12 protein-coding genes are annotated in these 14,892 nt (G+C 63.9%); 6 read left to right on the top strand and 6 right to left on the bottom strand.

Translation table 11 applies throughout. The features are described 5' to 3' along the window. Nucleotides 1-69 precede the first annotated feature (69 nt). Nucleotides 70-1,485 carry a type I glutamate--ammonia ligase gene (gene glnA / locus AC56LH_RS02140; RefSeq protein WP_499643636.1) on the bottom strand — a complete coding sequence of 472 codons (1,416 nt, stop codon included), beginning with the start codon at nt 1,483-1,485 and terminating at the stop codon, nt 70-72. A gap of 318 nt (nt 1,486-1,803) precedes the next feature. Between glnA and AC56LH_RS02135 the strand changes: the two genes are divergently transcribed. Then, nucleotides 1,804-2,259: a rhodanese-like domain-containing protein gene (locus AC56LH_RS02135; protein ID WP_499643634.1), complete on the top strand. Its 456-nt coding sequence runs from the start codon at nt 1,804-1,806 to the stop codon at nt 2,257-2,259. 1 nt (nt 2,260) lies between these two features. Here AC56LH_RS02135 and AC56LH_RS02130 read toward each other — a convergent pair whose 3' ends face one another. The 4 genes from AC56LH_RS02130 to AC56LH_RS02115 form a co-directional block, all read right to left on the bottom strand. After that, nucleotides 2,261-4,234: a CocE/NonD family hydrolase gene (locus AC56LH_RS02130; protein WP_499643632.1), complete on the bottom strand. Its 1,974-nt coding sequence runs from the start codon at nt 4,232-4,234 to the stop codon at nt 2,261-2,263. Between the two features lie 71 nt (nt 4,235-4,305). Next, entirely contained in the window at nt 4,306-5,709 is a 1,404-nt protein-coding gene (locus tag AC56LH_RS02125; RefSeq protein WP_499643630.1) for a TAXI family TRAP transporter solute-binding subunit, read from the bottom strand. Then, nucleotides 5,706-9,038 (bottom strand): transglycosylase domain-containing protein, encoded by a 3,333-nt coding sequence (locus AC56LH_RS02120; RefSeq protein ID WP_499643628.1) that lies wholly within the window; start codon nt 9,036-9,038, stop codon nt 5,706-5,708. Before AC56LH_RS02120 ends, AC56LH_RS02125 begins: the two co-directional genes overlap by 4 nt. Before the next feature lie 372 nt (nt 9,039-9,410). Continuing rightward, nucleotides 9,411-10,289 carry an EI24 domain-containing protein gene (locus AC56LH_RS02115; RefSeq protein WP_499643626.1) on the bottom strand — a complete coding sequence of 293 codons (879 nt, stop codon included), beginning with the start codon at nt 10,287-10,289 and terminating at the stop codon, nt 9,411-9,413. Between the two features lie 141 nt (nt 10,290-10,430). Between AC56LH_RS02115 and AC56LH_RS02110 the strand changes: the two genes are divergently transcribed. Together AC56LH_RS02110 and AC56LH_RS02105 are read left to right on the top strand one after the other, a co-directional pair. Further along, nucleotides 10,431-10,787: an FKBP-type peptidyl-prolyl cis-trans isomerase gene (locus tag AC56LH_RS02110; protein WP_499643624.1), complete on the top strand. Its 357-nt coding sequence runs from the start codon at nt 10,431-10,433 to the stop codon at nt 10,785-10,787. Between the two features lie 182 nt (nt 10,788-10,969). Beyond that, on the top strand, nt 10,970-11,224 hold the full coding sequence (locus AC56LH_RS02105; RefSeq protein ID WP_183549378.1) for an acyl-CoA-binding protein: 255 nt from the start codon (nt 10,970-10,972) through the stop codon (nt 11,222-11,224). Nucleotides 11,225-11,242: 18 nt separating this feature from the next. Here the strand turns inward: AC56LH_RS02105 and AC56LH_RS02100 are convergent, their stop codons facing one another. Next, the gene (locus AC56LH_RS02100; protein ID WP_499643622.1) at nt 11,243-11,521 is read right to left on the bottom strand and encodes a polyhydroxyalkanoic acid system family protein; all 279 of its coding nucleotides are present in this window, start codon (nt 11,519-11,521) and stop codon (nt 11,243-11,245) included. A gap of 178 nt (nt 11,522-11,699) precedes the next feature. Between AC56LH_RS02100 and AC56LH_RS02095 the strand changes: the two genes are divergently transcribed. The 3 genes from AC56LH_RS02095 (at nt 11,700) to AC56LH_RS02085 (ending at nt 14,885) form a co-directional block, all read left to right on the top strand. Further along, entirely contained in the window at nt 11,700-13,064 is a 1,365-nt protein-coding gene (locus AC56LH_RS02095) for a hypothetical protein (RefSeq protein ID WP_499643620.1), read from the top strand. A gap of 279 nt (nt 13,065-13,343) precedes the next feature. Further along, nucleotides 13,344-13,667 (top strand): ferredoxin FdxA, encoded by a 324-nt coding sequence (gene fdxA / locus AC56LH_RS02090; protein WP_183549368.1) that lies wholly within the window; start codon nt 13,344-13,346, stop codon nt 13,665-13,667. Between the two features lie 120 nt (nt 13,668-13,787). Beyond that, the gene (locus AC56LH_RS02085) at nt 13,788-14,885 is read left to right on the top strand and encodes an NAD(P)/FAD-dependent oxidoreductase (RefSeq protein WP_499643618.1); all 1,098 of its coding nucleotides are present in this window, start codon (nt 13,788-13,790) and stop codon (nt 14,883-14,885) included. Nucleotides 14,886-14,892 lie beyond the last annotated feature (7 nt).

The following is a 14,892-nucleotide window of genomic DNA, read 5'->3' as shown; positions in this document are numbered from 1 at the left end:
GCTTTCCCCGCGTTTGTTCTACCCGCCAGGCTGGCGCGATGCACATCCGCGCCAGCCTGGATGGACCGATTACGACGAGTAGTACATGTCGAATTCGGCTGGGTGCGGGGTCATGCGCATGCGCTGGACTTCCTGCATCTTCAGGTCGATGTAGGCATCGATCATGCTGTCGCTGAACACGCCGCCACGGGTCAGGAACTCGCGGTCTTCGTTCAGTGCGTCCAGTGCTTCTTCCAGCGATGCGCACACCGTCGGGATCAGCTTGTCTTCTTCAGGCGGCAGATGGTACAGGTCTTTGGTTGCCGCTTCGCCCGGGTGAATCTTGTTCTGGATACCATCCAGGCCAGCCATCATCAGTGCTGCGAAGCACAGGTAGACGTTCGCCAGTGGATCCGGGAAACGGGTCTCGATGCGGCGGCCTTTCGGGTTCGCCACGTGCGGGATGCGGATCGACGCCGAACGGTTACGGGCCGAATACGCCAGCTTGACCGGGGCTTCGAAGCCTGGCACCAGGCGCTTGTACGAGTTGGTGCCTGGATTGGTGATCGCGTTCAGAGCGCGGGCGTGCTTGATGATGCCGCCGATGTAGAACAGCGCCGTGTCCGACAGACCTGCGTAGCCGTCGCCTGCGAACAGGTTCTTGCCGTCTTTCCAGATCGACTGGTGCACGTGCATGCCCGAACCGTTGTCGCCAGCCATTGGCTTTGGCATGAAGGTTGCGGTCTTGCCGTAGCTGTGGACCACGTTCCAGATCACGTATTTCATGTTCTGGGTCCAGTCGGCGCGCTCGATCAGCGTCGAGAACTTGGTGCCGATTTCATTCTGGCCGGCGCCGGCGACTTCGTGGTGGTGCACTTCGACCGGGATGCCCATCGATTCGAGGATCAGGCACATTTCGGAGCGCATGTCCTGGAACGAGTCGACTGGTGGCACTGGGAAATAGCCGCCCTTCACGCCTGGACGGTGACCGCTGTTGCCGCCTTCGAATTCCTTGTCGGTCGACCACGATGCTTCTTCCGAGTCGATCTTGACGAAGCAACCCGACATGTCCAGCTTCCAGCGCACGGCGTCGAAGATGAAGAACTCCGGCTCTGGGCCAAAGTAGGCGGTGTCGCCGATGCCCGACGATTTCAGGTAGGCTTCAGCGCGCTTGGCGATCGAACGCGGATCGCGGTCGTAACCCTTGCCGTCCGATGGCTCGACGACGTCGCACTGCATGAACAGCGTGGTCTCTTCCATGAACGGGTCGATATTGGCGGTGTTTGCATCCGGAATCAGGAGCATGTCCGATGCTTCAATACCTTTCCAGCCGGCGATCGACGAACCGTCGAAGGCGTGGCCGGATTCGAATTTGTCCAGGTCGAAGTGCGACACCGGGACCGTGACGTGCTGTTCCTTGCCGCGGGTATCGGCGAAGCGTAAATCAACGAATTTGACTTCGTTGTCTTTGACCATTTGCATTACATCTGCGGCGGACTTTGCCATTCGGAATCTCCTAATTGAAAAAGGGATGTCAGTCTATGCGAACCGACAACTTGCATCATGTTGAAGCACAAATTGTGCCAACTGCGTTGCGAACCAGGGTGCTAACTTATGTGCATGACGGCATGCGCAAATCGTTCTTGGGCAATGGGCTAGTTTACCCATAAAATCGCCTCGACCGGGGGCATCCGGAAAGATTTACCTGTGTGTCAATGTGCACCAGCAAAGAGCAATTCTACGTGCTTGCACCAAATAGGCGCACTACGCTGCGCGCCGGAATGGTGCATTGCAGACGATGAACCAACAATGGGCACTACCAACATGACCAAAGAACAAATTCTCACCGCAGCGCGCCAGCGTGGCGCTGGCCAGCCCTACGCTGGTGCAGTCACGCCTCAGGAAGCATTCGACCTGCTGCAGAGCGGTGCCGACGTCAAGCTGGTCGACGTGCGCACCAATGCCGAACGCGACTGGGTGGGACGCGTCGCCATTGGCCAGGAGCAGCATCTGGCGGTGCAGTGGGCCACCTACCCGGGTGGCGCGCCCAATCCCGACTTCGGCGCGCAGCTCGAACAGGTGGCGGAGAAGGACGACGTGCTGCTGTTCCTGTGCCGCTCGGGCGTGCGCTCGCGCCACAGCGCGCGCGTGGCGACCGAACTCGGCTATGCAAACGCCTTCGACATCCTGGAAGGGTTCGAAGGCGACCGCGATGGCGACGGCCACCGCAAGACGATCGGCGGCTGGTGCACCGCCGGCCTGCCGTGGGTCGGCGCCTGAGCTAGTTGGCGCTACCCGGGTTCGGCAACACCATCAGCTCCAGCCCCGAGGCCGTCCCTGGCGCGTGATACACGCGCTGGGTCGCCTTCCTGAAGTCGCCCGGCTTGGCGTCGGGAATGCGCATGAACGTTTGCGGATTCAGGTCGATCAGCGGGAACCACGAGCTCTGCACCTGCACCATGATCCGGTGACCGCGCCGGAAGGTATGGTTCACCTGGCCCAGTTCATACTTGATCGGCTCGACCTTGCCCGGCACGAATGGTTCCGGCTTTTCATAGCTGTTACGGAACTTGCCGCGCAGCGGATTGCCACGCACCAGTTGCTGGAAGCCCCCTAGGCTCACCGCAGGCGGCCCGACATCGCCGCCCCGCTCAGCCGCCGGGCTCGGGAAGCTGGCCGGGTAGACATCGATCAGCTTGACGACCCAGTCGGCGTCGGTGCCACTCGTGGAGACGAACAGCCTGGGCGTGACCGGCCCGGCAACCGTCACATCCTCTTCCAGCACGGCGCTCTGGTACACCAGCACGTCGGGTCGGGTGGCGGCAAAGCGCTGGTCCGACACCATGTATTCGCGCGGCACGCCCAGCGCCGGATAGCCGATGTACGGCACCGGGCGCGCCGGGTCGGCCACGTATTCGTCGAAACCGGCGCCCGTGGCCGTGCTCATTGTCGCGGCCGGCTGCTGCCAGCCCAGCGTGCCATTCGCGCCAAAGTACAGCGTGCGTGCCTTCGCCGGTTTCGGTGGCCAGGCGTCGTACTGGCGCCAGACATTCGACCCCGTCTCGAACACGGTCACCGGCGCCAGCGTCTTGCCCGGCTTGACGCCCTTCAGGTGCTGCTCGAAGAACGGGAACTGGACCTCGCGCCGGAACCATTCGCTTGTCTTTGCGTCGAACTTCACGTGGCCAAGCCGGGCGCCATCGCCACGCGCCCAGCCGCCGTGCACCCACGGACCCACCACGAGGGCATGGTTGCCGCCCTTGTTCTGCGCTTCCAGCGCGCGGTGCACGATGAACGGGCCGGCCGCATCTTCGGCATCGAACCAGCCGCCCACCGTCAGCACGGCGGCCTTGACGTTCTTGATGTGCGGGCCGATGGCGCGCTCTTTCCAGAAGCTGTCATACGTGTCGTGCTCAATGTTCGGCATGAACAGCTCGCGCTGCGTGTCGGTCATCGTGGCGGCGATATTCGCCAGCGTGCGGTGCTGTAAAAAATAATCGTAGCCGTCGGCCACGCCGTAATCGAATTCGCTACCGGTTTTCGGCAGCGGGGTTGGGTTTGGGGCCGCCGTGAAGGCCGCGTAAAAGTCGAAGTTGGCGGCCAGCTTGAAGGCGCCGCCGTGGTACGAATCGTCGCCCATGTACAGGTCGGCAATCGGCGCCTGGGGCGAGGCGGCCTTGATCGCCGGGTGCGAATCGATGACGCTGGCGACGGCGTAGAAGCCCGGGTAGCTGATGCCCCAGATGCCCACCTTGCCGTTATTGTTCGGGATGTTCTTGAGCAGCCATGCCACCGTGTCGTGCATGTCGTCGCTCTCGCGGCCCTCGCCTTTTGCCAGCTTGCCCTTGCCGTGCGGGGTCATTTCCTGCCACGTCCCTTCGGACATGTAGCGGCCGCGCACATCCTGGTTCACGAAGATGTAGCCCGCTTCCTCGAATTCGCGCGACGGCCCCAGCGACTCCGGCAGCCAGTCCACGCCGTAGCGCAGTTCGCCTTCGGCGCGCACGCCGGCGCTGTACGGGGTGCGCTGCATCAGGAACGGGTAGCTGCGCGAGCTGTCCTTCGGCACGTAGACGACCGTGAACAGCTGCACGCCGTCACGCATCGGGATCCGGTATTCGTATTTGGTATAGGCTTCGCGCGTCGGGCGCTTGCTGTCTTTGGCGCTGTCCGCAGCAATCGCGGCAGACGGGCTGGCGAGGCCAGCGGCAAGGCAGAAGCCGAAAACAAGGGCGGGAAGCGTGCGGCGGATCATGACGGCCTTCGAAGAGATGACTGGGGACGCCAGTGTAATGGGATTCCCCGGCCAATTTCAAAGAGAAATGATCACGCCAACGGCTGCGCCGCCTGCTCCTCGTGCACGCCGCGCACCCGCTCGCGCACCAGGTGGATATGGCTGCGTAGGCGGTACAGCTCGTCGGCATAGGCCAGCGGCACCGAGATATGGTTGACGCGGTCTTCCAGCCCGTCCAGCCGGCCCAGCAACTCCTTGCGCACTGCGTCGGTGGCGTCCGTCCCGCTCTCCTCGAGCGACTGTTCGATGGCACGCAGTTCGCCATACCAGCGGTACACGCGCGAGCGCACGCGCCAGACGTAAATCGGGGGCACGATCTTGGACAGTGGAATCAACAGCGCCGTCAGTGCCACCACCACGACCCACAGCCGCTCGGCCAGATTGGCCAGCCAGAACCGAAGGTAACGCTGCATGAACGGCGGGCCGTCGCGGTAGTAGCGCGCCGCTTCGGGCGCGACCGGGATCTCGGTGTACTTCGGCGACGGGAACTGGCCCTGCTGCTGGAACCAACCGGCGCCGCCGTGGATCTCGGTCGCCGCCTTGACCAAGAGGCCCACCAGCGCCGGATGGATTTCCTCGCGCGCGACGAGCGTGGCGGTCGGCGCGATCAGGTGGTAATCCTGGTTCGGAATATTGCGGCCCAGGTCGACGATCCCGCGCGGCAGCACGACGTGCGTCAGGAACGGCAGGCGCCGCGTATAGGCCTCGGCCTGCGAAAAGTCGAACAGGCGGATGCCCGGCGTTTGCAGCAGCATCTGGATCAGCGGCGCTTCGGGCGCCGAGCTGAAGACCAGGCCATCGATGCGCCCGGCCAGCAATTCGACGGTGGCCGGCGTGTTGGCCAGGTCGCTGATCGTCAATGCGCCCGGCACGATATTGTTGGCATCGAGCAGCTGGCGCACCAGGCGCGGCACGCCCGTGCCTTCCGGCCCCAGGTTGATGCGCTTGCCGCGCAGATCGGTCAGGCGCGTGACCTTCGCTTCGTCGCGCACGAACAGCCACACGGGTTCGGTAAACAGGCTGCCCAGCGACACCAGGCCGCGCCGCTCGATGCTGTCGGCGCTGCCCCTCTTGTCGTCGGTCGAGCCGCTTTGCACGAACGCGACATCGGCCTGCCCGGCCAGCAACTGCTGCAGATTGTCCTGCGAGCCAAGCGTGCCGCGCAGCGTGACCTTGATATCGTCGCGCGCCAGCACGCTGGCATATTGCTTGCCAAATTGTTCGTAGGCGGAATTTTCCTGGCCCGTGGCCAGCCGGAGCGTGCGCGGCGGCGCCGGGTCGACCCACCAGTAGGCGAGCACCACGGCCGCCGCGACCATCAGGATCGTCGGGCCGGTGGCCACGACCAGGTCGCGCAGCGAAACGATGCTGAAGTTCTGCAGCCGGGCGCGCAGCCCCTTGACCGGCGCGCCCGGAAGATCCTGCCCTGGCCTCAACGCACGCACTGCCGCGGCGCGGCGGCGACGGCCTGGCCTGGCACGGGCGCCGGTGCGGCTGGCGGTTCGATCATCGGCATCAGGCTCGGCGCGAGCGTGACGAGCAGTTGCACCGGCAGTGCGCTGGTGAAGTCATAGTTCTCGGACTGCGGCCCGTGCACGTACGCGGTCATGCTGCCGTAGAAGCGTTCGCCGATGTTGAACACGAACGTCGCCGACCGGTTCACGTAGCGCGACTCGATCAGGCGGCCGCCGCGGGCATACACATCGAAGCGCTGGTCGCCGGTACCGGTCTTGCCGCCCACGGCAATGATGCTGCCGTCGGCCTGCTGGAAAGCGGTCTTGACCCGCTTGGCGGTACCGTCCGAGACCACACCCTGGATGGCGTCGGCCACGGCGCGCGCGACTTCCGGCGCCAGCACTTGCTCCTTGCCACCGCCCTTGTTGCGGCGCACGAGCGTTTCGTACGGCGTGGCCTTGGCAAAGTGCAGCGAATCGATGCGCTCGATCGGTTTGCGCACGCCGCCATTGACGATGATGCCCATCATCTCGGCCAGCGCGGCAGGCCGGTCAGCCGAAGCGCCCAGCGTGGTCGCGTACGACGGCACGAGTGAGTCGAACGGGTAGCCCATCTTCTTCCACTGCGCGTGGATCTTCAGGAACGCTTCGACTTCGAGCAAGCCGGCGATGCGGTTGTCCTGTGCGTGCTTGCGGTGCGTCTTGAACAGCCATTGGTAGACTTCCTGGCGCTCCTTGACGCTGGCAGCCGTTACTTCGGACCAGGTCGCTTTTGGATGGGTGCGCAGATAGCTCACCAGCCACAGTTCGAGCGGGTGCACCGACGCCACGTAGCCGCGGTCGGCCAGCGACATATTGCGGACATCGTAGGTCTCATACAGTTTCGGGAGGCGATCGGGATCGATCTCGTTGCTGGCCGGAACCGATGCATCGATGAATGCGCCAAACTGTGCCAGCGTGGCGTTCGGCACCACGGTGCGGTGGGCCGCTGCGAGCTTCGAGGCCAGCGGGCGCACGCCGGAGAACAGCAGCGTCTCGACTTCTTGTGGCGTCTTGCCCTTGTACTTGTTCCAGAACTTGGCCATGAAGACCTTGCCTTCATTGTCGGCAAAGCGCGCCAGATAGGCGGCGCGGCGCGGATCGTCGGCGTCGGCCAGCAGTTGCGCGGACGAGCCTGGCAACTGGAACATGTAGTAGCGCACGACGTCGCGCATCATGCGCACGAACACGAGGTTGGTCGAGCTGCGCAGCGCCTGGTTCACGTCCATGATGCGGCTGTCGTCGAGCTTGCTGAAGTTGCCGAACGTGTGCACGCCGCCGCCGGTAAAGAAGCGCTCGCCCGGATTGGCCGAGTACTTGCGCGCCATGGCGGCATCCAGCATGGGCTTGAGGCTGCGGTCGGCGCCGTCAGGCAGCGTGCGGAAATACTCGAGGCCCCACTGCGACATGCGGTCTTTCGCATCGATTTCGACGCCCATCAGACCAATCTTGTCCATCGCGCCAAAGCGCTTGTGGAGCTGGTCGACGATGTCGAGGTAGGTCACCAGCGTGCGCAGCTTGGCGGTCGAGCCCAGGTCGAGCTTGGCGCCTTCGTTGATGTCCAGTGGCTGATCGTAGTTGTCGGTCTGCACGCGCAGGTAGTTGACGTGCTCGCCGCGCTCCATCAGCGTGAAGCTGTAGACCACTTGCGCCGGGTCGCCATTGCCGAGCATTCCCTTGCCGGTCAGGCCGGCTTCTTTCGCGTGTTCGGCGTCGGACAGCTTGCGCAGCGCGGCCGTGACGGCTTGCTGGGCATTGCCGTCAAGAGTCGAGACCACCGACAGATCGAGGCGGTCGACGTTGTACAGGCGCGCGTCGCCAATCAGGTAACCCACGTGATTGCGCACCGCGTTGGCCGCCTTGCGCGAGACGAACGCGTCCGCCGGTGGCGGCGCCACGCCCGTGTGCAGCGCCGGTTTCAGTTTGACGCCGAGGGCGGCGTCGCGCAGTTGCGGCGAAATCACGCCCTGCTGCGTCAGCACGCGCAGGTGGCTGTTGGTCAGGGTTTCCAGGTCGTTCTCGCCGGCGCCCAGGTAATACGCCGGGCGGCGCTGGGCGATCATCAGAGACAGCGCCTCTTTGTAGGCCATCACGGCGTCCGGGCTGGTCATCGGGCCCTTGAGCATGGCGGTGACCTTGTCGAAATCGCGGCCGTACCAGACCCACATGCCGTCGCCGATACCGTTGACTTCACCGTAGCCCGGCTTGGCCGAGAGCGGCACGGTGTTCAGGTAGTCGAGCACGACCTGGCGGCGCGAGTTGGTCGTGTCTTCGCCATCCTGATAGGCGCGCAGCGTGGCCGAGGCCATCTGGATGATCTTGTCGGTCAGCGAGCCGGTGCGGCCCTCGGCCGAGTGGCGGTATTTTTCGATCTGCGTGGCCAGCGTGCTACCGCCGGCCACGCGGCCGTCGCCGCCCAGGCCGACACTGGCCAGCGTCTTGTCGAACACGGCTTTCGAGAAGCGGTCCCATTCGACGGCCGGATTGCGGCGCGGGTGGCTCGCGTCGAGCAGTTCGCGGTTTTCGATGAACAGCAGGCTTTGCACCAGCAGCGACGGCGCGGCGTCGAATTTGTCGTAGTAACGTTCGGGGAAGCGCGACGTGAACAAGGGTTGGGCGCGGCAATCGAGGATCTCGAGGCCGACCTTGGTTTTCTCGTGGTAGGTGGCATACAGGCCGAGATCGGCCATCTTGACCATCTGCGGCGAGATGCGCGCCTGCGACGCGATCGCGTAGTCGCGCGTCTGCAGGCGTTCGAGGTATTTCGGCAGGCCGGCGTAACCGAGCCGGGTGTCGTATGGGCTGGCGGCCGGGAAGCGGATCGAATCGCTTGGGCCATTGGCCATGCGGAACGTGAGTTCGCTCGCCATGTCGGCGAAGATTTTCGACTGCAGGCGCGAGGTGCGGGTTTCCATCACGGCCCAGGCGGCTGCGGCCGCGATCAGCAGCAAGCCGATCAGGGCGAGCCACAGCTTCCAGCGGCTCTTGCGCGGTGCTGGCGGCGAGCCATCCGGCCCGCCCGACGGGTCGCCCGGTCCGCCGCCGCCATGACCGTTGTCGGCCAGGTGCGGGAAGGCATCGTGCAGGGGAACGTCACCCGCCGGATCCGGCAAGGACGCAGACCCAGACGCAGACGCCCCCGACGCTGCAGCACCGGCTGCGGCGACGACTGGCGCAGCGGGTGCGCCGTCCATGGTCGGTTCGCTCCGCGAGGTGGCGGCGCGCTTGCCGAAGACATTGTTTGGTCGCACGAGGCGACGAATACTTTCCATGATGGCTTAACCGGTCCGAATCAAAACGCTTGCAATCCCCGCCAACCTGCTCGCCATCTATTGCTGCCGGTCCGTTCGAGTGATCGTGGTGTCTGTTAGTTCACAAATTTCAGCAGTGCAATCTCACTCCAGATCGCCCCGTCCATAGGTAATATTCCACCACATCAATAAGACACATGCGAGATACCGTTTAACAAATTGGCGTTATCACGAATATTTTCGCAAAAAAACAACGAGTTGGCGCAATAGCATGATCACAGGGGATGCCAGGGCGTCACGACTGTTGGCGGCAACACATCAAGCGCCGTATTCACGGCCGACGCTGGCAGTTAACGCACCCGCGACCGGAATGGTGCACAACGCACCGCTGATTCAGATGGATGCACCCGCGCCAGAATGTGTCATGGCCTGGCGCGCCCGCATGTCACCCAACGCCTGCAAGCAGTAGTACTGGAACCAGAGTCCGGCGAACAGGAAGAGCATGACGTACAGCCACAGCGACACGAGCGCCAGCACCGGAAACAGCACGACCGAGATCACCGCCCCGCCCATCCACGCAATGCCGGGCAGCGCCCCGGCCAGGCCCGACGCCAGGCCGATCGCCAGCAACGCCGGGCGGCCATCGCGCATCAATCTTTGGCGCTCGGCCGGGCTGGCGTGCGCCGCCAGCGCGTCGTAACTCATCACGCGCGACGTGACCCAGGCCCACAAAACGGCCTGCACCAGCCAGGCGACCGGCGGCACCGCATACAGCGGCAGCGTCAATAACCACAGCAGCGCGAACACCGCTGTGCTGCCAAGGTTGATGCCCAGGCTGCCGACGAACGAGCCACCCTCCTTTCTCTCGAGCCCCGGGAAGTGGCGGCTGCTCACGTGGCGCTCGATGACCGGCATTGCGACGATGCCCATGAACAGCAGGCTCGAGGCGATCATCAGGGGGAGCAACAAGGCAATCGCCAGCAGCGGCACCACCATCACCTTGAGCATCCCCAGGCCGACCATGCCCAGCATGCTGTTGCTGGCATCAAAACCGCCGTAGTCGGTAAACAATCCGCGCAGCCAGTCAAGCAACGGCTGCAGACCCAGCCGCATCGCCACTCCCCACAGCGTGAGCGAGAGCAGCAGCGGGACCAGCGAAAGCAGCAGCATGCGGCCGCTGAACTGCGAACGCAGCGCGCGCCGCCAGGCCAGCATCACCCCCTTCAGCGGGGCGGTTCTCGGAATAACGGTGGCGCTGTCGGGATGCGGCATGGCGGTTCCAGATGGGATGGTCAAGGGGCCATTCTACGGGACCGGGTGGGGCGGCAACGGGGCGCACGGAAGGCCCGGGCAATGGCGGTTTCCCGACCCATGCACTACAATTGTCGTTCAATCTGCATAACAAGGAAGACCATGTCCACCACCACTACCGATTCTGGCCTGCAATACGAAGAACTCGTCACCGGCACCGGCGACGAAGCCAAGGCTGGCCAGCACGTCACCGTGCACTACACCGGCTGGCTGCGCAACGACGACGGCAGCCTCGGCGCCAAGTTCGATTCGAGCAAAGACCGTGGCGATCCGTTCGAGTTCGCACTCGGCGCGGGCCAGGTCATCCGCGGCTGGGACGAAGGCGTGCAAGGCATGAAAATCGGCGGCTCGCGTCGCCTGACCATCCCTGCATCCCTGGGTTATGGCGCGCGCGGCGCCGGCGGCGTCATTCCGCCAAACGCTACCCTGATCTTCGACGTCGATCTGCTGGCTGTCTAAGCCTTAGCATCGCCTCACTGCCATGCCCCGCCTCTCGGGCGGCGCATGGCAGGTACTGCACCGCATTTGAAGTTCCCCTCTAAAGTACGTCCCAATCTCCGGGTCGCCCCCGTCTCCTGCGCTAAGATGCCTGCCGCCTTGTCCAAGCGACAAGAATGCAACCAACCATCACAGGAGTTTCCATGAGCGTGCAAGAACAGTTCACCCAGGCCCAACTCGATTCGAAGAATCTGTCTGAGCGTCCGGACAATATGACCTTGCTGAAGATTTACGCGCTGTACAAGCAGGGTTCGAGCGGCGATGCGACCGGCGAACGTCCGGGCATGACCGATTTCGTGGCGCGCGCCAAGTTCGACGCCTGGGCCGGCCTGGCCGGTACGTCACAAGAAGAAGCCCAGCAGCAATACATCGATCTGATCGAAGAGCTGAAAGGCTGATTCAAAAGGGGCAATTTCCTAGGCGGCGAAGGTCTTGCGCATCTTCTCCGCCACCTTGGCCTCGATGGCCGACGCGAAAGCGCCCATCAAGAATCCCAGGTTGATCCGCATCGCCGCTTGCTGGTCTTCCAGCGTCAATGCCCCTTCCACGCCACTGCGCTCGAAGCGCAGCACGTCGCCATCCCACTGGCATGCCAGTCCATATTCGGTTGCAATACGCTGCGCCACTTGCTCGGCCGCCGTGCGCGCCGCAGCCGGGCTCAGGGTGTGTTGCTGGACGATGCTGATTTCCGCCATCGGGACGTTCCTTCCTAAATTATTGCGAACAATCCGCCATGATGCCAGTTGACGCCGTCGTATGCCAGAGCTCGCTAGAACTGATGCAGTCGTGGCGCCGTAATTGACGCGTATCAACGCGTGACTGTCATGGCGGGCGACCATGAAAGCGAACGCCGTCATGACGCGAGGAGCCTTCATGGATATGCACCCCCAGCAACCGCACGAGGCGCCGCCCGATCCCGATCCGCCCGTCGACGCCGAGCCGCTGCCGCAAGCCTTCGGCGCCCGCGTACTGATGTGGAAGCAGGACCCGTCGGTCGGCGAGCTCGGCACCCGCACGGCCTATTTGCCCGGCACCGTGCTGGCCGGCCCGCGCGACGGCCGCATCGCGTCCGGCGCGCCTGGTATCGATCAGGTTGAACCGAACGCCTCCGGCGACTTCGTCACCCTGCCCGACACGCCCCAGTTCGACGCAGTGCATACCTTTGCCGTCGTGCGCCAGACCCTGACCATGTACCAGCGCGTGCTGGCCGCAGCCGGGGTCGCCATGCCGTTGTCATGGCAATGGAACAGCAGCAGCGATACCAATCCGCTGCAGCTCTTTCCGCACGGCTTGCCCGACGTCGTGAACGCGTTCTACAGCCGAAACCAGGGCTGCCTCAAGTTTGGTGACTTCATCCCCGCCGGCAGCCCCGAACGCTTGTTTACCTGTCGCTCGTTCGATATCGTCTCGCACGAGACGGCCCACGCAATCCTCGACGGCATCAAGCCACGCTGGCTTCAGGCCGATGCCCCACCCCAGACCGGGGGCCTGCACGAATCGTTCGGCGACCTCACCGCCGTTTTCCTGGCCTTGTCGCAGTTCGACCAGTGCGAAGCCATCGTCGCGCAGACCAAGGCCAATCTGCACGACAAATCCTTTCTGGCCGACGTCGCCGAGCAGTTCGGCCTGGCGCTGGGCTATCGCAACGGCTTGCGCAATGCCGACAACGACCTGCGCCTGAGCCAGGCGGGCACCCAGGTGCACGCCATTTCCCAGGTCTTCACGGGCGCCGTGTATGACGTGCTGGCTGATGTGTTCGCGCATGAGCGCAATCCCGAGCGCGAAGACGACGCCGCCGTGCTGCACCGGGTGGCGGCCTACCTGGGCGGCGTGCTGCTGCGCGCCCTGGTTGGCGCGCCCGACGCGGCCGCCACGTTCGCCGACGTCGTCAACGGCATGCTGCTGGCGGTCACGGGCGACGGCAAGCCCCCGGCATACGCCGGCTTCATCCGCAACCAGTTCAGCCGGCGCGAAGTGGTCCAGACCGGCGCATCGCCAGTTGAGGCCACCGAAGACGTCTACCTGCCCGGCGCGCCGCTGACCGCTTGCGTGTGCGATGCGCCCGGCGCCCGCCAAAACCGGCAGGCCTGCTGCGGCACCATGCAATTGCCCGAATACGACCACGCAGCCAGCCTGGTGGTCCGCTCGCACACCGAATCCGGCGACGTTAGCCCCGTCGACGTCAGCTTGTCCACGTCCACGGCCGCCCTGGCCGCCGACGCGTCGCGGCGCGCATGAGCATGAGCATAAGGATGAGGATGAGCGGCAGCACACGCGCCGCCATCCCCGGCGGCGAATGGCAAAATCTGTTGGTACCCTTGCGCCAGGCTGCCTGACGCCACACCCGTGCGCGAACCGCATGCCCGTGCGGTACCGCTCGTCATTTGCTTATGTCCATTGTGTATATAAGCGAGTTTGTGAGAAAACCCGAATTGCCCTAAAATACAGTGCTTTGTCTTGTCCGGCCGGCCCTCGTGCGCCCGGCAATGCGACACTCCACCAACTGATAGGACTGTTATGACCCACGTTGTCACCGAATCGTGCATCAGCTGTCGTTACACCGACTGCGTCGATGTATGCCCGGTAGATTGTTTCCGGGAAGGCCCGAATTTCCTCGCCATCGATCCCGACGAGTGCATCGACTGCGCCGTGTGCGTCGCCGAGTGCCCCGTGAATGCAATCTTTGCCGAAGAAGACGTGCCCGGCGATCAACAGCAGTTCATCAAGATCAATGCCGATCTGTCGCGCTTCTGGCCGTCGATTACCAAGACGAAAGCCGCCCTGCCAGAGGCCGACAAGTGGAAAGACGTCACGGACAAGCTCGACCAATTGGTTCGCTGATCGGGCGGTCAGGTCGCCGTTGCGCCGGCCCTTGTGCGCCGGCGCCGGTCCCGGGGGCGTTACGCGTGGCGGCTCCGGCCGCCCTCGCCTCACCATTCAAACATCACAGGATTTAAGCGCATGACTATCAGTGCCACCCACGAAGCGGGCAGCATCGCTCCCAACAGTTCGTTCGCCGGCGCCATCGAGACCGATGCCGTCATCATCGGCGCCGGTCCGGTCGGCCTGTTCCAGGTCTTCGAACTGGGCCTGCTTGAAATCAAGGCCCACGTCATCGACTCGCTGCCAGCCGTCGGCGGCCAGTGCGTGGAACTGTATCCGGACAAGCCGATCTATGACATTCCGGCTGTGCCGGTCTGCACCGGCCAGGAGCTGACCGACAACCTGCTCAAGCAGATCGAACCGTTCGAACCAACGTTCCACCTGAACCAGGAAGTCACCGGCGTGCAGCGCCGCGAAGACAACCGGTTCAATGTCGAGACGTCGACCGGTACCCAGTTCATCACCAAGACCATCTTCATCGCTGCCGGCGTCGGTTCGTTCCAGGCGCGCACGATCAAGGTCGACGCGATCGACAAGTTCGAAAACGAACAGCTGTTCTACCGTGTCAAGGATCCGGCACGTTTCGACGGCAAGAACATCGTTATCTGCGGCGGCGGCGACTCGGCGCTCGACTGGGCGCTGAACTTCGTCGGCAAGGCAGAGTCCGTGGTGCTGGTGCACCGCCGTGACGACTTCCGCGCGGCCCCGAGCTCGGTGGCCAAGATGAAGGCGCTGTGCGACGAATACGAAATGCAGCTGATCACCGGCCAGGTCACCGGCTTCGATGAAAAAGACGGCAAGCTGACCGAAGTGAAGGTCACCGGCGCCGACGGCGTCACCCGCCGCGTCCCGCTGGACATGCTGCTGGTGTTCTTCGGCCTGTCGCCAAAGCTGGGCCCGATCGCCGAATGGGGCCTGGACATCGAGCGCAAGCAGCTGAAAGTGGTCGACACGGAGAAGTTCGAGACGAATGTCCCGGGCATCTTCGCCGTCGGCGACATCAACACGTATCCGGGCAAGAAAAAGCTGATCCTGTCGGGCTTCCACGAAGCGGCACTGGCTGCATTCGGCGCTGCGCCTTACATCTTCCCGGACAAGAAGATCCACATGCAGTACACGACCACGTCGCCAAAGCTGCACAAGATCCTGGGCGTCGAGACGCCAGTCTTCGACTAAATAGCCG

The sequence above is a fragment of the Telluria sp. LT1R51-2 genome (assembly GCF_059685775.1).
The sequence above is the reverse complement of the archived record's forward strand: the minus strand, read 5'-3'. Positions and strand labels throughout refer to the sequence as shown.

Excerpts from the sequence above, each read along its gene's own strand:
- fdxA (WP_183549368.1), top strand. The coding sequence starts at position 13,344 with ATGACCCACGTTGTCACCGAATCGTGCATCAGCTGTCGTTACACCGAC.
- AC56LH_RS02085 (WP_499643618.1), top strand. The coding sequence starts at position 13,788 with ATGACTATCAGTGCCACCCACGAAGCGGGCAGCATCGCTCCCAACAGT.
- glnA (WP_499643636.1), bottom strand. The coding sequence starts at position 1,485 with ATGGCAAAGTCCGCCGCAGATGTAATGCAAATGGTCAAAGACAACGAA.
- AC56LH_RS02100 (WP_499643622.1), bottom strand. The coding sequence starts at position 11,521 with ATGGCGGAAATCAGCATCGTCCAGCAACACACCCTGAGCCCGGCTGCG.
- AC56LH_RS02115 (WP_499643626.1), bottom strand. The coding sequence starts at position 10,289 with ATGCCGCATCCCGACAGCGCCACCGTTATTCCGAGAACCGCCCCGCTG.
- AC56LH_RS02110 (WP_499643624.1), top strand. The coding sequence starts at position 10,431 with ATGTCCACCACCACTACCGATTCTGGCCTGCAATACGAAGAACTCGTC.
- AC56LH_RS02120 (WP_499643628.1), bottom strand. The coding sequence starts at position 9,038 with ATGGAAAGTATTCGTCGCCTCGTGCGACCAAACAATGTCTTCGGCAAG.
- AC56LH_RS02130 (WP_499643632.1), bottom strand. The coding sequence starts at position 4,234 with ATGATCCGCCGCACGCTTCCCGCCCTTGTTTTCGGCTTCTGCCTTGCC.
- AC56LH_RS02095 (WP_499643620.1), top strand. The coding sequence starts at position 11,700 with ATGGATATGCACCCCCAGCAACCGCACGAGGCGCCGCCCGATCCCGAT.
- AC56LH_RS02105 (WP_183549378.1), top strand. The coding sequence starts at position 10,970 with ATGAGCGTGCAAGAACAGTTCACCCAGGCCCAACTCGATTCGAAGAAT.
- AC56LH_RS02135 (WP_499643634.1), top strand. The coding sequence starts at position 1,804 with ATGACCAAAGAACAAATTCTCACCGCAGCGCGCCAGCGTGGCGCTGGC.